Below are 21,218 nucleotides of genomic sequence, written 5' to 3'. Positions count from 1 at the left end.
GACCGGGACAGCGCGGCGCGGGCCGGCGTGACGCGGACGGGACGGGCCGGGTCCGCACGGTGCGGGGGGCTTTCCGTGGGCGGGGAAAGGAGGAGACCCGCCCACGGAAACGATACGGGATGGCTCTCGGTCAGCCCTTGAGGCCGGAGGTGGCCACGCCCTGGACCAGATGCTTCTGGAAGAACAGGAAGATCAGGACGGACGGCAGGATGGAGATCGAGGCCATGGCGAACATGGCGCCGTAGTCCGAGCCCGAGGACGGGTCGGAGAACAGCTTGAGCGCCAGAGACACGGGATACCATTCGGTTTTGTTCACGTACAGCAGGGCCGAGAGGAAGTCGTCCCACCGCCACATGAAGCTGAAGATGCAGCCCGTAACCACGGCCGGGGTGATCAGCGGGACGATCACGCGGAAGAAGATGCCGTAGTAGGAGCAGCCGTCGATTTTCGCGGCCTCGTCGAGCGAGCGCGGGATTCCATCGATGAAGTTCATGATCAGGTAGATGAAGAATCCCTGAATCGCGAAGCAGTAGGGCACGATCAGCGGCAGGTAGCTGTCCGTCCAGCCGAGCTTCTGGTACCAGATGTACTGCGGGACCATAAGCACCTGCGCGGGCAGCATCATGGAGACGAGCATCGCGATGAACAGGATCTTGCGTCCGGGGAACTTCAGTCGGCTCAGCGCGTACGCGGTGATGGCGGAGCTGGCGATGGTGCCGGCGGTGGCGATCACGGCGATGAGCAGGGAGTTGCCCATGAAGCGGACGAATCCGGTGCCCATGAAGCCCTTGAGGCCGTTGACGAAGTTGTCCAGCGTCCATTCGGTGGGGATGAGCTGGCCCGCGGTGGCGAACACCGTGTCGGTGGGCTTGAACGCGGAGAACACCATCCAGATGATCGGGTAGATCATCAGCAGGGCGAACGCCATGACGAACACATGGTAGACCACGCGGCCGGCGATATGACGCCAGTTGGTCTCGCGGGTCACATGCACGGGCACGTCGGCCTTATGCGCGGGGGTGGGGTTGAGGGTTGCGGTGGTCATATCGGTCAGGCCTCCTCGTCATAGACCCAGAAACGCTTGGTAAGGAACAGGAACCCGGTGTACAGGCCCACGATCAGCAGCATGACCCAGGCCAGGGCCGCGCCGTAGCCGGCGTGGTGGCGGGTGAAGGACTCGTCGTACATGTAGACCATGTAGAACAGGGTGGAGTTGCGCGGCTTGCCTTGGGTGATGATGTAGCACTGGGTGAATGCCAGGAAGCCGTTGATCGACTGCATGACCAGGTTGAAGAAGATGGTCGGGGTCAGCAGAGGCAGGGTGATCTTCCAGAACTGGCGGGCCTTCGAGGCGCCGTCCACGCTCGCGGCCTCGTACAATTCGGTCGGGATCTGCTTGAGGGAGGCCAGGAAGATCAGCATGGACGAGCCGAACTGCCATACGCCCAGGATGATCAGGGTCCAGATGGCGGTGGACTCGTTGCCCAGCCACGCGAAGTCGGTCTCCAGACCGAACATGCCGAGCACTTGGTTGATCACGCCGTCCGCGGCGAACATCTGCTTCCACAGAATGGCCACGGCCACCGAGCCGCCCAGGATCGAAGGAAGATAGTAGGCCGCGCGGTAGAAGCCGGAGACCTTGGAGTTCTTCAGCAGCAGCATGGCCACGAACAGGGCGAACACGAGTCGCAGCGGGGTGGAGACCAGCGCGTAGAAGAAGGTCACGCCCAGCGATTTGAAGAACTTGTCGTCCGAGAACATATCGATGTAGTTCTGCAGACCGATGAACTCCGCCTCGCCGATGATCGAATAGTCGGTGAGCGTGTAGTAGAACGACAGGAGGATCGGCACCAGAAGGAACACGAGGAAACCGATGATGAACGGCAACGCGCACACCACGCCGGAGGTCTTCTCCGAGGTCATGAACCGCGCGAATCTGCCTTGCTTCTTGAACTGCACGCCCGCATTGCCGAGACGGCGACCGGGAGCAGCAGATGCCTGAGACATAGCAAACCTTTCTCTTGCTTGGGATCGGTCAGCGAGGCCTCTCCCCCATATGGCCAACACTGGCCACGGTTACATATGTTGGATGGTTGGTGGTCGATGTGGCCTGAGGCTGCGTTCGCCGCAGGCCACATCGAGGATGATCGAACCGTCGGGTCCTTGCGGTCGGCGGTTTAGTAGGCGGCGTTGGCCTCTTCCACGAAGGTCGCCGCGGCGTCCTTGGCGGTGATGGCGCCGTAAAGGATGTTCTCCTCGATTTCGGGAAGGGTCTGGGAGTTGACGGTGGAGGCGGCGGCCGGGGACGGCGGGTTGATGGCCGACGAGTTCGGCGTCACCACATCGTTGAGGAAGGTCGCGATCTCCTGCTCGTCGGCGCTCAGCTGCTCTTCCAGAACGGTCATCATCGCGGAGGAGACGGGCAGGCCTCGGTCGGTGCCCATGGTCGTGACCGCTTCCTCGTTGTTGGTGTAGTAGTTGATGAACTCGGCGGCAAGCTGCGGGTTCTCGCAGGACTTGGAGATGGCCCAGAACTGGCCCGGCTTGATGTAGTTGGCCGCGGTCACGTCGGCGGCCGGCCACGGGGCGAGCGCCAGATCGTCATCGGTCAGGGCCTGCATGGCGGGCATCTGCGAAGTGAACTTGAAGGACACCCACGACATGGAGGACGGATCGGAGCCATAGACCACCGGATCCTGGTCGACGGAGCCGGCGGTGATCTCGGCGAACACCTCGGGGCTGATATGCCAGCCTTCGCTGATGCCCTCCTCATAGACGTCGAAGTAGGGCTCCACATCCTCGGCGGTCACGCCCAGACCCTCGTCCTCGAACAGAGTCTTGCCTTCGCCGCGCATCACGTACTCGAGCAGCTCGGAGGCCTCGTAGTAGCGGAAGTTGGTTTTCACACCGGTCTTCTCGTAGACCTCCTTGGCGAGGGCCTTGAATTCGTCAAGATCCATCTCCTCGGGCATTTCGATGCCGGCCTCGTCGAGCAGGGTCTTGTTGTAGATCATGGCCGGCGAGGACGATCCGGAGGAGATCAGGTACTGGGAGCCGTCCTTCTGGCCGGAGGCGAGAATGGATTCATCGATATTGGTGGTGTCGATGGTGCCGTCCTCGATGTATTCGTCGAGCGGGATGATCAGGCCGTTCTCCACATATTCGTTGAAATAGGAGTAGTCCATGGCGATCACGTCGGGCATGCTGTCGCCGGCGGCCGAGGTCGACAGCTTCTGCCAGTAGTCGCTCCACTCGGAGGGCTGGCCGTCGATGCTCACGCCCTCGTTCGCGGCTTCGAACGCCTTGTCGACCGCATCCTGCTTTTCGTTGCGGTCCTGGTTGCCCCACCAGGCGATGGTCAGGTTCTGCGAGTCGCTTGCGTCGCCGGACTCATTGGAGGACCCGCAGGCGGCCATGGCCATCAGGGTCGCCACGGCGGTGGCGCCGGCGAGGATCTTCTTGATGTTCTTCATCGAACGACCTTTCTTGTTTGGCTGATGGAATCCACTCCGTGCGGTTGTTGGTCGGAGCGGTTCCCGAACACACCACCGTGGTGATGTTCGTTGTATGAAACACTATACACACACTTTCATTTTAATTCCACTTTCTTCCGCGTGTTTTCTGTAAACGATTCCATTTTTCTTCATAAAAAATGCCGACAAACGCCGGCATTTCAATGTTTTTAAGTGCATTTGCCTATGAAATACGTGCTGCCGCAGTGGAATCCCTTGTGATCAGAATTTCCGGAATCATATGCGACACCGGCTCGAATTCGACGCCCTCGCGCTCGGCGTCCAACAGCTCCGCCAACAACCGCACGGCCTGGGAACCCATACGTTCCTGCCGCACATCGATCGTGGTCATCTGCGGACGGGAGGCGCGCGACAGCACGGAATCATCGATGCCCATCACGCTGATATCCTCCGGAATGGACAATCCCCGTTCAACGAGGCGCGAAACCACGCCGGAGGCCACCAGGTCGTTGAACGCGATCACCGCGGTGACGCCCTCCTCCAGCATCAGCGCATCGCCCGCGTTCACACCGCCGCCGTAGGTGGGCTCGAAGGGCCCGATGGCCACGCATTCAACGCCGAACTCCTCGCATCCCCGCGAAACCGCATCGATACGGGCGCGGTTGCTCCACGAATGCGACAGCCCGGAGATATAGGCGATGCGTTTATGCCCCAGCGAAGCGAGGTGGCGCACCGCCTGCATGATACCCGAACGGTCGTCGATGCAGACATCCGTATACCCCTCGATCTGACGGTTCGCCAGCACGGTGTTGCGCTGGGGGAACAAGCGGCGGATCAGCGTGTCCGAAATACGCGGGGACACCACCACCTGCCCTTCGCAGCTGGACACCACATCGCCGACGGTCCGCTCCACATCGTTGGTCAGCTCGAGATCGGCCACGAACAGACGATATCCCAACGACTGCGCCTGCGCGAACAGGCCTTTGAACAGATCGGTGAAATAGAAATTGCCGACGTCGGTGACGAACACCGCGATATTCCCCTTGCCGCTTTTCCCCGCGATCAGATCGCGCGCCGCGGCGTTCGGCTTATACCCCAGCCTGTCGGCGGCCTTGCGCACGCGGTCGCGCGTCGCCTGCTTCACCGAACCGTTGTTCAAGGCCCTGGACACCGTGGCGGCGGACACCCCCGCCGCCTGCGCCACATCCTGAATCGTTGCGTCACTCATTGCATCTCGTTTCCATAATCTTCTCGGTCAACCGCAATGCCGAAATCCAGTGTAAGGAATATTGAAACAAAATGCAAACGATTCCACGCTGTGTTGCACCGACATTTGGTTTCGAATCTCCCATAACGCGTTTCGGCCGCGCCACGCGAAATAAGCCAGCGCGGCGCGGCCGAAACCGCGTATGAGAAAGCCGCCTCAGCGGACCTGTTCCACCACGGCGCGGGAATCCTTGCACGCTTGGACGATGGCATCCCAATCATGGGCCTTCTGGGCCTCCGACGGCACAGGGAAGGAACCGCCGATGGCGAACACATTCTCCAGCGACAGATAGTCCCGCGCGTTGGCGAGGCTCACGCCGCCGGTGGGCAGGAACCTCACATCGGCGAACGGGCCGTTCAGCGCCTTCAGCGTCTTGACTCCCCCGTAGGCCTCGGCGGGGAAGAACTTGACGTGCCTGAGACCACGGTCGTAGGCCTTCTCCACATCGGAGGGCACGGCGGTGCCGGGCAGCACCAGCACATCGTTCGCAAGAGCCCAATCGACCACGGCCTCGTCGAAACTGGGGGTCACCAACCCGACGCATCCGGCCTCGACGGCGGCCTTGGCCTGGTCGACGTCGTGCACGGTGCCGGCCACCAGCGTGACGCCGGGCACTTCGGCGGCGATCGCCTTCATTCCCTCGATCGCATACGGGGAACGGAAGGTGACCTCCGCGACGGGCACACCGCCCTCCTCAAGGGCGCGGGCCAGCGGCACGGCCTCCTCGACGGAATGCAGGGTGACCAACGGCACGATGCCCAGCTCGCCAAGGTAGGCGATGGTCTTCTCATTGGTTCGTGCGATGCTCATGATTCGATGTCCTTTCCTTTTCCGTATCGATTCGCGTGACGACGTGGCCTCAGACGGCCCGCTTGTGGACGGCGATGAACTCCGCAAGCTGATCGGGCGTAGGCAGCCCTTCGTTGTCCGAAACCTGCTGCGTCTGGATGGCACCCAACGCGCAGCCGCGTTCCATACTGTCGGCGAGATCCCCACCCTCCAACAGCGAGGACAGCACTCCGGCGGCGAAGCCGTCGCCGGCACCGACGGTGTCGACCACATGGTCGACGACGAAGCCCGGCACACGGATCTCAGCCGACCCGTCGGACGCGTAGGCGCCGCGGGGACCGTCCTTGACGATGACGATTTTCGCGCCATTGTCCAGAAACGCTTTGGCGGTGTCCTCCACGGTATCCACGCCGAACAGCACCTGCCCTTCGCCGATGCCTGGCATCACCAGATCTGCGCGCGAGGCCAGCCGACGCAGCGTGGATGTCATCACGTCCTCGCTTTTCCATAGGGCGGGGCGCAGATTCGGGTCGAAGCTGACGAAGGCTCCGTGCTCCCGGGCCTGGTCGACCAGCGCATAGGCGGCCTCCAACGTGGAATCGCTCAGCGGCGGAAGGATGCCGGTGATATGGGTCAGGGAAATGTCGGTCCAATCAAGCCGCTCCACGTCGTCGGCCCCCAGCGTCGAAGCCGCCGAATCTTTACGGTAATAGAAGGTTTTCGGGTCGCCCTCGCTCACGCGGGACTTCATCATGAAACCGGTGTGATGCCCGCCGTCCACCCGCACCAGCGAGGTGTCCAAACCATTGGCGTCCAGGAACGCCATGATGCGTTCACCCAAAGGATCGTCGCCGATCTTGGTCATATACAGAGGGTCCTGCCCAAGCCTTTTCAAGCCGATTGCCACATTGAGTTCGGCGCCGGCCACCGAAGCGGTCCATACGCCGACTTCGCTGAGAGGCCCCTCCTGATTGGCGGAAAACAATCCCATGGGCTCGCCGACCAGCAGCACCTTGCCCGGTTTGACACCATTCGCCGTTGTCATCTTTGCCTCTTCCGTACCGGCAACCGGCATCAGAGCGCACTGACCTAGACCCGCCGTCCGGTTGTTGATTGATGCGTTCAGGCTACAGCACCGAATGCGGCGGGGAGGAAGATGTTGCCAAGGGTTTCCATGGGCGGGGTCGCACGGCCGACATGGGGTCGCCACCCCGTGCGACTTTTCCGCACATGAAACGAACATGGCGTTCGGATGCGAGAACACGAAAAGGGCGGAGTTTCAACGAAACTCCGCCCGCGATGTTCGTTTGCGCCCAAATTCAGGGTCGCACGAACGTTATTGAGAACCGTTCTATGCGCGCGCCTTGGCCGCCTCGATCCACTTGTTCAACAGCGCCTCGGCCTTGCCGGAGTCGACGGCCTGTTCGGCGATGCCATAGGCCACCTTAAAACGCTCCGCAAGCGAGGCGTCGGCCGGCACCTGACGGCCATCGGCCACGATGGCGGAGGCGGCGTTCAACAGCGCGGTGGTCCGGAACGGCACATCCTTGCCGGCGAAGAAATCACGCGCGGCCCGCGCGTTGTATTCCGGCTCTCCGCCGCGAAGATCGTCCAAGGAGACCTTTGCCAGTCCCAGTTCCTCGATCGGATCGAATTCGGTTTCACTTACCTGGCCGTCCTTGAACTCCCACACGGAGACGGGACCGGTCGGGGCGAGCTCGTCAAGCCCCTCCTGCGAGGTGTACACCATGCCGCTCTGGCCATTGGCCGCATAGACGGCCGCCATGATAGGGCTCATGGCGCGGTTGGCGCAGCCGATGGCCATATGCTTCGGCGTGGCCGGATTCGTCAGCGGACCGAGCACGTTGAACACGCAGGGCACGCCGAGCGCGGCGCGGATCGGTCCGACGAAACGCATGGCCGGATGGAAGGTTTTGGCGAACGCGAAGGTGATGCCCACCTCATCGGCGATCTCGCCCACGGCCTGGGGATCGAGCTCCAACGGCAGACCCAGCGCCTCGAGGCAGTCGGCCGCGCCGCTTTTGGACGAGGCCGCGCGATTGCCATGCTTGACGATTTTCACGCCGGTGGAGGCCGCGACGACCGACGCCATGGTGGACAGGTTCACGGTGGCCGCGCCGTCGCCGCCGGTGCCGACGATGTCGGTGGTCTCCCCCGCCACATGCAGAGGCACGGCGTGCGCGACCATCGCCTTGGCCGCGCCGCGCACCTCGTCGGCAGTCAGTCCCAGCTGCTGCTGGGTGGCGAGCACGGCGCCCACAGCCGCCGGATCGGCGTTGCCCTGCATCAGATCGTCGACGAACCACTCGGATTCCTCGGCGGTCAGATGGTTGCCCCCAACCAGTTTCGTGAGGATCGACTTCCAAGTGATTTCGGCCATGATGCCCTCCTTGACGCATGCCACGTCGTTGTTGTGTTCCGTCCGCCATTGTAATCGTCCCGCGTTATCGTCAGCCGGCACGTCCGTATCACGGATGGTCTCGCCCCTCATATGACGTCCCGAATACGTGAAAGGGAGCCGACCATCAGGTCAGCTCCCTTTCACGTCGATTACGCTTGTCCGAATGACGTTACGTCATAAGGATGCCTCCGTCGCGGGAAACCCACTTCGACACGCCCGTCATGCAGCACGACGATGCGGTCGGCACGTCATAAGGATGCCTTCGTCGCGGAAAGCCCATTGGGCTTTCCGCTCCTCGGGTGAGCCGCTTGTGGTGATGCCTTTGGCATCGCCGGCGGCTCACTGTTCGTTCTGGCCGTGGCACATCTTGTACTTACGTCCGGAACCGCACGGGCATTCGGCGTTCTTGCCGGTACCGGGATAGGTCTTGCCGTCCGTCCACGGGGTTTTGAGTTCCTCGCTCTTCGGGCGCTTGTTGGCGGGCACCTTGCCTTCGGCGTGGCTGATCGGCGCCGGTCCGACGATCACGGGATTGCCGTCTTCGTCGCGCGTCACGTCGTCCGCCTCATTGTTCTCTTCGATGGACTCGGTCTCGTCCGATTCAACGGACTCGGCTTCCGACTCGTCGGATTCGCCCGATTCGACGGACTCAACCGACTCGTCCGAATCGTCCGCGACTTCGGCGGCCTCGATGCCTTCACCGGCGGATTCGATGCCCAGCGCGGCCTCGGTGGCCTCGACGGCGGCGTCCTCATCCTTCTCGGAGTTCAGATCCTCGGTTTTGGCGACCTGCTTGATATCCACATGGAAGAGCAGCTGGATGCTCTCCTCCTTGATGGCCTCGACCATGGAGTTGTACATCTGGAAGCCCTCGCGCTGGTATTCGACCAGCGGGTCGCGCTGGCCCATGCCGCGCAGGCCGATGCCGTCCTTGAGATAGTCCATCTCGTAGAGGTGCTCGCGCCACTTGCGGTCGAGCACGGCGAGCACCACGCGGCGCTCCAGCTGGCGCAGGCCCTCCTCGCCGAGCAGCTCCTCGAACTTGGCGTACTGCTCCTTGGCGTCGTCCACGATCAGGTCGCGCACGGCCACGACGGCCTTGTCGCCCTTGAGCTTGCCCGCGGCCTCCTTGGCGTCGTCCATCTCCACATTGGTGGGGATCACGGCGGCGAGCGCCTTGAACAGGCCATCCCAATCCCAGTCGGCAGGCTTGTCGGAGCCCTTGTTGGCGCCGCGCACGTAGGATTCGACGGTTTCGGTGATGAAGCGTTCGATATCGCCATGGATATCCTCGCCCTTGAGCACGGCCTGGCGCTCGGCGTAGATCACCGTGCGCTGCTTGTTCATCACGTCGTCGTACTTGAGCACGTTCTTACGGATCTCGAAGTTCTGCGACTCGCGGGCCTTCTGTGCGGTGCGCACGCCCTTGGTGACGGACTTGGCATGGATCGGCTCGCCCTCCGGCATACCCTTGGCCATGACCTGGGCCACCAGCTGGGTGTTGAACAGACGCATCAGATCATCTTCCAGCGACAGGTAGAAGCGGGACTCGCCCGGGTCTCCCTGACGGCCGGAACGGCCGCGCAGCTGGTTGTCGATACGACGGGATTCGTGACGTTCGGTGCCCAGCACGTACAGGCCGCCGAGTTCGGTGACCTCCTCATGTTCGTCCTTGACCTGGGCCTTGACCTCGTTGAGGGTGCCCGGCCAACGCTTCTCGTACTCCTCCGGGGTGTCCTCGGGCGAGTAACCCTCGGCCTTGAGCTTGGCGTCCGCGAGGAATTCGACGTTGCCGCCGAGCATGATGTCGGTACCACGGCCGGCCATATTGGTGGCCACGGTGACGGCACCCTTGCGACCGGCGACCGCGACGACCGCGGCCTCCTTCTCATGCTGCTTGGCGTTGAGCACCTGATGCGGAATCTTCGCCACGTCGAGCAGCGAGGAGACGATCTCGGAGCTTTCCACGGAGGCGGTGCCGAGCAGCACCGGCTGGCCCTTGGCGTGACGTCCGGCCACGTCCTTGATGATGGCGGCGAGCTTCTCCTTCTTGGTGCGGAAGATGAAGTCGTCCTGGTCCTTGCGGATCATCGGGCGGTTGGTGGGGATCGGCAGCACGCCCAGCTTGTAGGTGCTCATGAACTCGGCCGCCTCGGTTTCGGCGGTACCGGTCATGCCGGCGAGCTTGTCGTACATGCGGAAGTAGTTCTGCAGGGTGATGGTGGCGAAGGTCTGGTTCTCGGCCTTGACCTCCACGCCTTCCTTCGCCTCAATGGCCTGGTGCAGACCCTCGTTGTAGCGGCGGCCCGGCAGGATGCGGCCGGTGTGCTCGTCGACGATAAGCACCTCGCCGTGGGTCACCACGTAGTCGCGGTCGCGCAGGAAGAGCTCCTTGGCCTTGATCGCGTTGTTGAGATAGCCGATCAGCGCGGTGTTGGCCGGCTCGTACAGGTTGTCGATGCCGAGGAAGTCCTCGATTTTGGTGATGCCCGGATCGAGGATGCCGACGACCTTCTTCTTCTCGTCGACCTCATAGTCTTCATCGCGCACCAGCTTGACGACAAGACGCGCGAACTGGCGGTACCAGCGGGTCACGTCGCCTTCGGCCGGGCCGGAGATGATCAACGGGGTGCGGGCCTCGTCGATAAGGATGGAATCGACCTCGTCGACGATGGCGTAGTGATGGCCGCGCTGCACCAGGTCGCCCTTCTCCCACGCCATGTTGTCGCGCAGGTAGTCGAAGCCGAACTCGTTGTTGGTGCCGTAGGTGATGTCGGCGTTGTACTGCTTGCGGCGCTCCGGCGGCTTCTGGTCGGTGATGATGCAGCCGACGTTCAGGCCGAGGAAGCGGTAGATGCGGCCCATGAGCTCGCTCTGATAGCTGGCGAGGTAGTCGTTGACGGTGACCACGTGCACGCCCTTGCCCTCAAGCGCGTTGAGGTAGCTCGGCAGAGTGGCGACCAGGGTCTTGCCTTCACCGGTTTTCATTTCGGCGATGTTGCCCCAGTGCAGGGCGGCGCCGCCCATCAGCTGCACGTCGAAGTGACGCTGGCCGAGCGTGCGCTTGGACACCTCACGCACGGTGGCGAAGGCCTCGGGCATGAGGTCGTCGAGCTTCTTGCCGTTGTCGACCTGTTCCTTGAACTTCGCGGTTTGGGCCTTGAGCTCCTCGTCGGAGAGCGCGGAGATCTCCTCCTCCAGCGCGTTGGTGGCCTTCGCCACGTTCTCAAGTTTCTTGATCTGTCGGCCTTCGCCCATACGCAGGGCTTTGTCAACAATGTCTACCACGTGTCACTCCTCGTATCGTTCGTGTGGACCGTTACCGAGCATAGTCCTGTTTCTCCTCTGGCACGATCTCACTTCGACCATTTTACGTAACTTTGCGCGCATCTTTCGCGCAGGCCTCGCCGAGACAACGAAAAAGCCCGCAATCCCAAAGGACTGCGGGCCGACGATCAGACTATCCGACAATGCGTCGTCTTACTGGATGTTCTCCGGAGTGTCGATCTCGAACACGCCGTAGCTCCAGCCGTGACGGTGGTACACCACGGACGGACGGTTGGTCTCCTTGTTCACGAACAGGAAGAAGTCATGTCCGATAAGCTCCATCTCGTACAGCGCCTCATCGATGCTCATCGGTTCCGCGATATGCAGCTTGCGACGGATGACGATGGGCGTGTCCCCAACCTGGACCTCCACCGACTCGCCCGGACCGAGATCCGAAGCGACCGCGGCCTCCGGGCTGTTGTTCGGTTCCTCCTCCGGCTCTTCCACCGGGACGGGAGCGACCTCGCCCAAATCGACCGGCAGCGGATTCGAATATCCGCGACGATGGTCCTTACGACGGTCGCGCGTGCGGCGCAGACGCAGGGTCAGCTTGTCCAAGGCCATATCCAGCGCGCTGAACTCATCGGTGCTGGAAGCCTCGGCGCGCACCACGGTACGACCGGCGATGATGGTGATTTCCACCCGCTTGGCGGTGTCCGCCTGACGGGGGTTGCCCTCATGCGTCAGCACGACCTGCGCGCGCTGGGCGTCGGGGGCGATAGCGGTCACACGATTCATCTTGCTTTCGACGACATCACGGAACCTTTGCTTGATCTGCGTGTGGCGTCCGGTAACGACGATTTCCATGTGGACCTCCCTTGACTCAAGCGGTTGCCCGCTATATGTGTTCCGAACAGCGTCATCACCGCTCGGGTACGCCCCATTGTACCCAACCAACGAGCGAACGACGGGAAAACGCGCGGGAAGTTTTCCCAAAGATCAGGGCGCGTCGTTATTCCCGATTCACTGGTATAGTTGTGCGATTGAGACCTCTTGATGGCCGCGGCCGTGATCTTCATTGGGATCGGCTGAGGAACTTCCGGGCTCCACAGAGCACGATGGCGGATAACGTCCGCCCAGGGTGACCTGAGAGATAGCGCAACAGAGAACAGACCGCCCGTCCTCGACGGGTAAGGGTGAAACGGCGGTGTAAGAGACCACCGGGTGCCTGGTAACAGGGACCGCATGGCAAGCCTCATCGGGAGCAAGGCCAAGCAGATGGCGGCAAGGGCTGCTCGCCCGTGTCATCGGGTAGGCTGCTAGAGCCTGGCGGCGACGTCAGGTCGAGATGGATGGCCATCCGCGCGCGTTTCGGCGCGCGTGACAGAACCCGGGGTATAAGAGGTCTCACTTCCTCCCCCATCCCGCGCTTTTGCCGACGTGGACCTATCGCGACGAACCCGCCGCACGCCACCAATCATCCCCACGCACGTCACGCTCAACCATCTCCACCCGTATACGGCGCTTTCCGACCAGACGCGGCCAACCACCTCGAAACGTCGTCGACTTCGCAGTTCAACGAGGGATGCGGTTCAGGTGAAGAGTTCGGCGGCTACGGCGCGTAGGGTTTCCGGATTGTGGCCTTTGCGGCCTCCCGCGCCCCAGAAGCGGCGTTTGCGCGTTTGGGGTTCGAGGCCGCGGGTTTTACGTGCGACGGAACGTCCCAATTCCCATGCCGATTCCTCGAACACGCCGTTGGATTCGGCTTCGGCGCAGACACGCTCGGCCATGGAGCGGCTCACGCCTTTGCGGACCAGCTCCATCACGGTGCCGCGCCGGCCCATCATACGGCCCGCGCAGTAACGCACCGCCGAACGCGCGTACGCCTCGTCATCCAGCAGTTGCACGCGGGTGAGCCGTTCGATGACCTCGTCGACGATTCCATCCGCGTAACCTTTGTCGAGCAGGCGAGTGCGCAGCGCGCCCGACGCGCGGGGTGCCGCGTCGAGCAGACGCAACGCCGCCTCACGGCAGGCATCGAGATCCGGTCCGTCCGCCCCGTCACCGACGGACGGGCGCGCCGCACGTCCCCGCTTGTCCGAATCGACACAAGTAAGAGGCTCGGCAAATCCACGGCGGCCGGTCGAAACGGAACGGCCGACCGAGACGGGTCTGTCGGACAGGACGTTGTCGTCAGCGGAACGACGGTCGGCTCGGGCATGGCGGGCGCTATCCGGTCCATCCGCCGGAATCGCCACGCCATGCTCAGCCAGAAACGCTTCCGCTCCAATCATGCGCACTCACCTCCGTAAAGAGTGTGAATCACCAGCAGAAAACGCGCTATTTCGCGGATTTCGACGATTTCGCACCGGTCGCGTTCGCCTCGCTCGTCGCAGGCGATTCAGCGTCCTTGGCGGCCTCGGCCGCCGCCTTGGTGGCCTCGTCCTCGGCGAACTGGTCGGTCGGTTCAATCAGACCGAACTCGACTTTGACCTTGTTCTCGATCTCCTCGGTGACGGCAGGATTGTCTTTGAGGAACTTGCGCACGTTCTCACGTCCCTGTCCCAGCTGGTCGCCCTCGTAGGTGAACCAGGAACCGGACTTCTTAACCACGCCCACCTGGATGGCCATATCGAGCGCGGAGCCCTCGCGGGAGATGCCCTCGCCGTACAGCACGTCGAATTCCGCGGATTTGAAGGGCGGCGCCATCTTGTTCTTGACCACCTTGACGCGCGTGCGGTTGCCCACGGCCTCGTCGCCGTTCTTCAAGGTCTGCACGCGACGGATGTCGAGTCGCACGGATGAGTAGAACTTCAATGCCTTGCCTCCGGTGGTGGTTTCGGGATTGCCGAAGAACACGCCGATCTTCTCACGCAGCTGGTTGATGAAGATGGCGGTGGTCCCCGCCTGCGCGAGCGCGCCGGTCATTTTACGCAGCGCCTGACTCATCAATCGGGCCTGCAGGCCGACATGACTGTCGCCCATCTCGCCCTCGATCTCCGCCTTGGGTACCAGGGCGGCCACCGAATCGATGACGATGATGTCGAGCGCGCCGGAGCGGATCAGCATATCGGAGATCTCCAGAGCCTGCTCGCCGTTATCGGGTTGGGAAACGATCAGCGAATCGGTGTCGACGCCGAGTTTGCGCGCGTACACCGGATCGAGCGCGTGTTCGGCGTCGATGAAGGCCGCGACTCCTCCGTTGCGCTGCGCGTTGGCGACCGCGTGGAGCGCCAACGTGGTTTTGCCGGAGGATTCCGGACCATAGATCTCCACGATACGGCCACGGGGCAGTCCGCCGATGCCGAGCGCCATGTCAAGGGCCAGGGAGCCGGTGGGGATGACTTCGACGTCCTGCTCGACGCGATCGCCCAAACGCATGGCCGACCCTTTGCCGAAATTCTTCTCCACCTGCGCCAGCGCGGTGTCAAGCGCGGCTTTGCGCAGAGGATCGAGTTCACGCGGGGCGGCGTTTCCGCCCTCCGTGCCCTGCGGGGCGGGCTTCGTCTGCTGTGCCATGATGGCCTCCTTTGTCGTCATGCGGCGAATACGTCATTCCACCGTATGGGTGTTACGCCACGCAAGGCAAGCGGAATCGGCCTATGTGGTCCGAGCCTTCGCCCCGCGCGACTCCGACCGGCGAATTTCCTTGTCATAGCAGGGTTTTCGCATCGGCCGGCGCAAACCCACTCGCCGAGTCTGCCGTCGTCACTGCGGACCACTATACCCCCAGATACGAACATTTGTTCGATTTTTCGAAAGGACACGCCGACATCCCAGTCGGCGCGTCACGAATCACACTCCCGCACAGACGCGACGCATCGGAAACCAAATCGCATGGACGCCACTCCGTCCGGGTGACGCCAACGCGACATACTATCGTCCGGAAGCATATGGCATCGGCGGTGCGTTATGATCCTTGCCCCACCGCTCGCCGTCCGGCACCTCCATCTGGTCGCACAGCACGTTCCATATCGTGCGGGGCTCCTCACCGGCCTCCAACGCCTCGACCGCGGTCATGCCGCCCAGACGGTCCAGCCGCTGGTCGCGCGACAGACTGCGGCCATAGACACGCCCGAACACCTCTTCGAGCAATTCCCAGAATTCCCGTTCCCGCATAACAGACCAATCTACCGTCATGCCCCAAACATGACAACGCCCGGCCCGTATCCGACAACATGCGGATACGGGCCGGGCCCGACCGATACGCCTTACGCGCCGACCTCGTCGAGATGGTCGGCGACCAGACGCAGCATCTGCGCGGTGCTCACGCCCAGCGCTTCGGAGATGGAGGTGAGCAGCTCGGAGCTGGCCTCCTTCTGCCCGCGCTCCACCTCGGAAAGATATCCCAGCGACACACCGGCCTTCTCGCTGACCTCACGCAGGGTCTTATGATCGCGGGTGCGCAGATCGCGCAGCACTTGGCCGATGGCCTCACGCAGCGACACGCGCCCCGTCGTCTTGGATTCCTCACGCACACGCGTCGCGGAACGCGGCTTGATGTCGGAATCCTCCTCCTGCCACATCCGGCTCAACGCCGCCTGGCGCTCGTCCTTGGCCTTTTTCGCGGCACGCGCCTTGATCACCTGCTGCTGCGCGAACATCACCGCACGGCGCTGGGCCGGGGTCAGCTCACGCATGCGCGCGGTTCCCGGACGCACCACAGTCGGCGCCGCGGCGTGAATTTCCATTTGCTGTTCGTTGCGGGTCAGCGTCTCCATAATTCCATCCCTTGCGTCGTGTATCGGAACATCTACTCTTGTCAACACGACATCACCGGGGTTTTATTCCTGAAAAATTGCTAAGAGTTGGCTCAAGTTTTCCAAAACGCATGCGACAGTAAGGCGTCGAACCTCACTTCGAGTGCCATGCAACCGCAATTCGACGGACTCGGTTCGGCGCATGGCGCGACCGGCGGCCACGCAAGGCGGCAGCGAAACGCCGACATACACCAGTCCGGCCGGCTTGTCACCGTCCGGACCGGGACCCGCGACGCCGGTGGTGGACAGGCCGATCACTTTGTCGCCGTATTGCGGCTGCTCATACAGCCGCGCCGCGCCCTCGGCCATCTGCTCCGCCACTTCGGGATGGACGGCGCCCTCACGCCCGAGCAAGGCACCATCCACACCGAGTATGGAGGCTTTGGCGTTGATGTCGTAGGTGACCGCCGATCCCAGCAGCACATTCGAAGCCCCGGGAATCCGCACGAACGCGTCGGCCAGCAATCCTCCGGTAAGTGATTCGGCGCAGGCGATTTTCAGTCCGCGCGCCTCGCAATACGCCAGCACACGGGCCGCAAGCGCGTCGCATCGCTCCTGCGTCGCATTCGCCGCATTCGAGGACGAACGGCCCTCCTCACCGGCGCACGCCGATTCGGCCATGGCCTGACCGGCCCCGCCATCGGATGAGGGGGCCGCGCACGCGTCGTTCCGTTGCGTCATCGCGTCAGGCTTCGGCGTCGCCGGCGGACTGCTGCTTCTTGCCGCCGGCAAAGGTGTTGTACAGGTAGATGCCGCCCGAGTACAGGCACAGCACCAACGCCACATAAATCATCGCGTAGGTGAGGAAGTAGTAGACGCTCATCCACATCGGAGTCGTCTGCCCGGCGTCCAGCGACCACATCGGCAGCAGCAGCATCGACAGGCCGACGCACTGGAACACGGTTTTCAACTTGCCGGGCCATTCGGCGGCGATCACCTTGCCGCCGGTGTCGATGACGAAGAAACGCATCACGGTGATGCCGATCTCGCGTATGAGGAACAGGATGGTCACCCACCAGCCGAGTTCGCCGAATATGGAGGCGAGAATCAGAGCGCCGCAGGTGAGCAGTTTGTCGGCGATCGGATCCATCAGTTTGCCCAGCTCGGTGACCATATGGTATTTGCGGGCCATCCAGCCGTCGATCTTATCGGTGGAGGCGGCGATGATGAACAGCACGGCGGCGACCCAACGCATCGTCAGATTGTCCGCGCCCCACGGGCCGGCGAGCGCCGCCAGCACAAGAAACACCACCACCAGCACGATGCGCGAGTAGGTGACCAGATTCGGAGGGGCGTTCCATCCGTCCAGCAACGACGATTTCTTGGATGTTTGGGTCTCAGTCATACAGCACACGTTACCGCACATGCTCTACCGAAGAGGTGGACGCCGGCTGGAGGAACGCTGGCAATGTCATGATTCAAGCGTGCCCTGCTGGGCCGCGGACGATTCCAAGGAGTCGGTTTCGCCGCGGATGAAGGCGAGCACGGCCGGCAGGTCATTGGGCTGAACCAGCACCTGGCGGGCTTTGGACCCTTCGGAGGGGCCGACCACGCCGCGTGATTCCAACAGGTCCATCAGACGCCCGGCTTTGGCGAATCCGACGCGCAGCTTACGCTGCAGCATCGAGGTGGAACCGAACTGCGTGGTGACGACCAGTTCGGCCGCCTGCAGCAGCACGTCCATATCGTCGCCGATCTCCTCGTCGGGTTCGACGGCCTTCTTCTCGGCCTCCTGCGCCATCTGTTCGATGTCGTCGCGATAGCGCGGCTTGCGTTGGGTGCGCACGAATTCCACGGCCTTGCGGATCTCCGATTCGGACACCCATGAGCCCTGCACGCGGATCGGCTTGGCCGAGCCCATCGGCAGGAACAACGCGTCGCCCTGGCCGATCAGCGCCTCGGCGCCGACCGTGTCGAGGATGACTCGCGAATCGGTGGCCGAGGAGGTGGCGAAGGCCAGTCGCGAGGGGATGTTCGCCTTGATCAGGCCGGTGACCACGTCCACGGACGGGCGTTGGGTGGCGAGCACGAGGTGCACGCCGGCGGCGCGCGCCAACTGGGTGATGCGCTGGATGGAGCTTTCCACATCGTTTTTCGCGACCATCATCAAGTCGGCCATCTCGTCGACGACCACGAGGATGTACGGGTATGGGGCCACCTTGCGCTGGGATCCGAGGGGGGCGTGCACTTTGCCGGCGCGCACGGCTTCGTTGAAATCCTTGATGTGGCGGAAGCCGAAGAACTCCAGGTCGGAGTAGCGCGCGTCCATCTCCTTGACCACCCATTCCAAGGCCTGCGCGGCCTTTTTGGGATCGGTGATGATCGGCGTGAGCAGATGCGGGATGCCCGCGTAGGCGGAGAGCTCCACGCGTTTGGGGTCCACCATGATCAGCCGCACCTGCTCGGGCGTGGCGCGCATGATGATCGAGGTGAGCATGGAGTTGATGAAGCTCGACTTACCGGATCCGGTGGCGCCGGCCACCAGCAGATGCGGCATTTTGGCGAGGTCGGCGGTCACGAAGTGGCCCTCCACGTCCTTACCGACGCCGGTGACCATCGGATTGGGGTCGTTCATGGCCTTGTCGGAACGCAGCACGTCGCCCAGATGCACGATCTCGCGGTCGACGTTGGGGATTTCGATGCCGATGGCGGATTTGCCGGGGATCGGCGAGAGGATGCGCACGTCGGAGCTGGCCACCGCGTAGGCGATGTTGCGCTGCAGGTTGGTGACCTTCTCGACTTTGACGCCCGCACCGAGCTCCACCTCGTATTGGGTGACCGATGGGCCGCGCAGGAAGCCGATCACCTTCGCGTCCACATTGAACTGCTGGAAGGTGGAGGTCAACGCTGCGATCACCTTGTCGTTGGCCGGGGTGCGCATCGCATGCGGCTGGCCTTTGGACAGGATGTTGAGATTGGGCAGCTGGTAGGGCTTCAGCGCATCGTCGGAGTCGTCCTGTTCGCCGTCCGCATCGTCGCCATCGAGCTCGCCCGAAAGGGCGGAATCGGATGCGCCGAGGGCCACGGTGGAGCCTGCGCCGTCGGCGGAGACGGCCGGAATGACGCCGGTGGCGATGGGCGCCCACGGGTCGTGTTCGGGATCGGCGAGCGCGGGCATCGTCACCGTGCCGCCGTCCAGGTCGTCGCTCGGACCGGGCATCGCCGTGGTGGGAGCGTCGGTCGAGGGGAATTCCATTCCCATGACCTGCGTCGCGGAATCCACCGCCGGCATGCCGGCCGGCTCGATAAGCGAGGTTTCGGCGGCATCGCCATGCCGGGACGCCGCGGTGGCGAAGGGATCGTCGGCTTCGTAACGCTCCAGGCCACCGCCATCCACGTTTTTGGCGCGACGGAACAGGCGCGCGAACAAACCGGGTTTGCGCTCGGATTGTTCCTCGGCCGTCTCATCGCCGTCGTGCGAGGGAACGCCGTCGGCGAACGCGAGCGTGCCGTCGCCGACGCGTACCTCGTTGGGGAACTGGTCGCCCGTCTCTTCTTCCTCGCCTTCCGGTCGGTACGGCTTGTTGCGCAGTTTGGCCCATGAACGCGCCAGCACTTCGGGCAGGTCGGTCACATGCGTGCCGGTGATCATCAGCAGGGAGAACAGGCCCACCACCACAAAGATGGCGATCGCGAACGCGTTGGATAGGCCCCAGGCCAACGGCGATCCGAGGAAGAAGCCGAACAGGCCGCCGGCCTTCTGCAGCACGGCGATGTCGAATTGCGTGGATTCGGCGGCGAGCGCCACATCGATCACCGAGCAGATGGACCACAGCAGCAGCACCCAGCCGGTCACCACGCGCGGATTGTTCGACTCCCTACCGGAGTTGCGCATCAGACGCACGGCCACATAGAACAGCAATACCGGCAGCACCACGCTCATCACGCCCAACACGCCCGAGGCCACGGCGTGCAGGAACTGCCCGAAAGGGCCGTCCACACGCACCCATTCGGAGGCGCAGAACAGCACCGCCAACACCATCAGCAGGAAGCACAGGCCGTCGCGGCGGTAGGCGGGATCGTACTCCCCCACGCCGGTGATCGAACGCACGGCGGTGCCGAGGGCCCGCGGAATCGCGAGCAGGATTTTCTTCCACATCGGCTCCGCGACATCCCCGAATTCGGGCTGGATCGCGGTTTTGCCGTCGCGGGCGCCTGACCCGCCGGTGGTTTTACGGGACTTCGCTGAACTCTTCGAGGATGATGATCGTGCCATAACGGTTCCTGATTCTACGCCACGGCAGACCTAGGGGCGGCAGCGACGCCGGTTTTGCCGCGCAACGACACCCGACCCTCACACCTCGGGGTCCGAAGGGCGTCCGCCGCACGCGATATCGCGCCATACCACGCGGATTCGCGCCGCGGCGGTCGACACCGGCATTCGAAATATCGCAAGGATGCGCCTTTGCGCAAGTCAAGCCGGCTATTATCGTGATATGACTCCAGCAGAGCGTGCGAGCGCAGTCGCATTTGCATTGAAGAACTGCGCGTTGGAAGCGATGACGCCGGGCGACGCGACGATGCGTGCCGCGGCGGACTACGAGCGGGGCGACATCGACGTCGCCCGGCTGATCGAGATCGCCGACGAATCCACCGCCCGAAAGATCCAAAGCAACGGACGCCTGTCCGACGGCAGTCTGGACGACCATGCCACGGACCATGCGGATAGCGTGTTCGCCCGCACGGTGCTGCTTGCCGAACGTCGATGGCCCGCCTCCGGGGATCTGGCCGAATTGACCGCCATCCATAGGGGATTGTTCGAGGGCGTGTTCGCGGACGCGGGCGCGCTGCGCACCAGCGACACGACGCGCGAGGCGACGGACGACAAAGCCCGCGCCAGGAATCCCGAAGCGTTCTTCCCCGCCGCGCTGATCGAGACGGGCGCGTTGAACATCGCCACCGAACTGGCGGACAAACGCAATCTGCAGGTGTTGGACCGCGACGTGTTCGTGCGCGAGTTCACGAGGATCTACGACGAGTTGGGATATCTGCATCCGTTCAAGGGCGGCAACGCGATGGTGCTACGCATGTTCGGCTCGCGGCTCGCGCATGACGCCGGCTGGGACCTCGACTGGGGTTCGGTGACCCGTGAAGGATACAAATCCGCCAAACACGCGGCCTATCGGGGCGACACCGACGCGCTGGAACGCATGTTCGCGGGCATCGTCCGCCCGGCGAATCCGACCCGCGTGTTCCTGATCGCCGGCTGGGACCAGGGTCCGGCGCACTGACGGCCCACG

The 21,218-nt window shown here is 63.2% G+C and carries 17 protein-coding genes and 1 other RNA gene; 2 read left to right on the top strand and 16 right to left on the bottom strand.

Annotated elements, in window-relative coordinates; genetic code table 11:
• Window positions 1-130 precede the first annotated feature (130 nt).
• The 9 genes from BE0216_RS11795 to hpf all read right to left on the bottom strand — a co-directional run bounded on the left by BE0216_RS11795 (window position 131) and on the right by hpf (window position 12,085).
• On the bottom strand, window positions 131-1,045 hold the full coding sequence (locus BE0216_RS11795) for a carbohydrate ABC transporter permease (RefSeq protein WP_094637115.1): 915 nt from the start codon (window positions 1,043-1,045) through the stop codon (window positions 131-133).
• Window positions 1,046-1,050: 5 nt separating this feature from the next.
• The gene (locus tag BE0216_RS11790; RefSeq protein WP_094637114.1) at window positions 1,051-2,007 is read right to left on the bottom strand and encodes a carbohydrate ABC transporter permease; all 957 of its coding nucleotides are present in this window, start codon (window positions 2,005-2,007) and stop codon (window positions 1,051-1,053) included.
• Window positions 2,008-2,177: 170 nt separating this feature from the next.
• Complete coding sequence (locus BE0216_RS11785) at window positions 2,178-3,473, bottom strand: ABC transporter substrate-binding protein (protein WP_094637113.1); 1,296 nt, start codon at window positions 3,471-3,473, stop codon at window positions 2,178-2,180.
• Window positions 3,474-3,696: 223 nt separating this feature from the next.
• The gene (locus BE0216_RS11780; RefSeq protein ID WP_072725534.1) at window positions 3,697-4,701 is read right to left on the bottom strand and encodes a LacI family DNA-binding transcriptional regulator; all 1,005 of its coding nucleotides are present in this window, start codon (window positions 4,699-4,701) and stop codon (window positions 3,697-3,699) included.
• Window positions 4,702-4,896: 195 nt separating this feature from the next.
• The gene (gene eda / locus BE0216_RS11775; protein WP_094637112.1) at window positions 4,897-5,550 is read right to left on the bottom strand and encodes a bifunctional 4-hydroxy-2-oxoglutarate aldolase/2-dehydro-3-deoxy-phosphogluconate aldolase; all 654 of its coding nucleotides are present in this window, start codon (window positions 5,548-5,550) and stop codon (window positions 4,897-4,899) included.
• A gap of 49 nt (window positions 5,551-5,599) precedes the next feature.
• Window positions 5,600-6,574: a sugar kinase gene (locus BE0216_RS11770; RefSeq protein ID WP_094637111.1), complete on the bottom strand. Its 975-nt coding sequence runs from the start codon at window positions 6,572-6,574 to the stop codon at window positions 5,600-5,602.
• 306 nt (window positions 6,575-6,880) lie between these two features.
• A complete protein-coding gene (gene trpD / locus BE0216_RS11765; protein ID WP_094637110.1) occupies window positions 6,881-7,930 on the bottom strand; it encodes an anthranilate phosphoribosyltransferase in 1,050 nt (349 codons plus the stop codon).
• A 360-nt stretch (window positions 7,931-8,290) separates the two neighbouring features.
• The gene (secA, locus tag BE0216_RS11760; RefSeq protein ID WP_094637109.1) at window positions 8,291-11,239 is read right to left on the bottom strand and encodes a preprotein translocase subunit SecA; all 2,949 of its coding nucleotides are present in this window, start codon (window positions 11,237-11,239) and stop codon (window positions 8,291-8,293) included.
• Window positions 11,240-11,431: 192 nt separating this feature from the next.
• Complete coding sequence (hpf, locus tag BE0216_RS11755) at window positions 11,432-12,085, bottom strand: ribosome hibernation-promoting factor, HPF/YfiA family (protein WP_094637108.1); 654 nt, start codon at window positions 12,083-12,085, stop codon at window positions 11,432-11,434.
• Between the two features lie 177 nt (window positions 12,086-12,262).
• On the opposite strand from hpf, the gene rnpB reads away from it, so the two are divergent.
• Window positions 12,263-12,632: RNase P RNA component class A (gene rnpB / locus BE0216_RS11750), an RNA gene on the top strand.
• 178 nt (window positions 12,633-12,810) lie between these two features.
• Here the strand turns inward: rnpB and BE0216_RS11745 are convergent.
• The 7 genes from BE0216_RS11745 to BE0216_RS11715 form a co-directional block, all read right to left on the bottom strand.
• A complete protein-coding gene (locus tag BE0216_RS11745; protein WP_094637107.1) occupies window positions 12,811-13,512 on the bottom strand; it encodes a regulatory protein RecX in 702 nt (233 codons plus the stop codon).
• Between the two features lie 46 nt (window positions 13,513-13,558).
• Complete coding sequence (recA, locus tag BE0216_RS11740; RefSeq protein WP_094637106.1) at window positions 13,559-14,737, bottom strand: recombinase RecA; 1,179 nt, start codon at window positions 14,735-14,737, stop codon at window positions 13,559-13,561.
• A gap of 357 nt (window positions 14,738-15,094) precedes the next feature.
• On the bottom strand, window positions 15,095-15,337 hold the full coding sequence (locus tag BE0216_RS11735; RefSeq protein ID WP_094637105.1) for a DUF3046 domain-containing protein: 243 nt from the start codon (window positions 15,335-15,337) through the stop codon (window positions 15,095-15,097).
• A 92-nt stretch (window positions 15,338-15,429) separates the two neighbouring features.
• Window positions 15,430-15,939 (bottom strand): helix-turn-helix domain-containing protein, encoded by a 510-nt coding sequence (locus BE0216_RS11730; protein ID WP_094637104.1) that lies wholly within the window; start codon window positions 15,937-15,939, stop codon window positions 15,430-15,432.
• Between the two features lie 63 nt (window positions 15,940-16,002).
• A complete protein-coding gene (locus BE0216_RS11725; RefSeq protein WP_094637201.1) occupies window positions 16,003-16,599 on the bottom strand; it encodes a CinA family protein in 597 nt (198 codons plus the stop codon).
• 64 nt (window positions 16,600-16,663) lie between these two features.
• Window positions 16,664-17,323, bottom strand: coding sequence for a CDP-diacylglycerol--glycerol-3-phosphate 3-phosphatidyltransferase (pgsA, locus tag BE0216_RS11720; RefSeq protein ID WP_169714275.1), 660 nt, complete (start codon window positions 17,321-17,323; stop codon window positions 16,664-16,666).
• A gap of 66 nt (window positions 17,324-17,389) precedes the next feature.
• Window positions 17,390-20,194: an FtsK/SpoIIIE family DNA translocase gene (locus tag BE0216_RS11715; protein ID WP_094637102.1), complete on the bottom strand. Its 2,805-nt coding sequence runs from the start codon at window positions 20,192-20,194 to the stop codon at window positions 17,390-17,392.
• 220 nt (window positions 20,195-20,414) lie between these two features.
• Between BE0216_RS11715 and BE0216_RS11710 the strand changes: the two genes are divergently transcribed.
• The gene (locus BE0216_RS11710) at window positions 20,415-21,209 is read left to right on the top strand and encodes a Fic family protein (RefSeq protein WP_094637101.1); all 795 of its coding nucleotides are present in this window, start codon (window positions 20,415-20,417) and stop codon (window positions 21,207-21,209) included.
• Window positions 21,210-21,218: the final 9 nt, after the last annotated feature.

The sequence above is a fragment of the Bifidobacterium eulemuris genome (genome assembly GCF_014898155.1).
In the GTDB taxonomy this organism is placed as follows: domain Bacteria; phylum Actinomycetota; class Actinomycetes; order Actinomycetales; family Bifidobacteriaceae; genus Bifidobacterium; species Bifidobacterium eulemuris.
The sequence above is the reverse complement of the archived record's forward strand: the minus strand, read 5'-3'. Positions and strand labels throughout refer to the sequence as shown.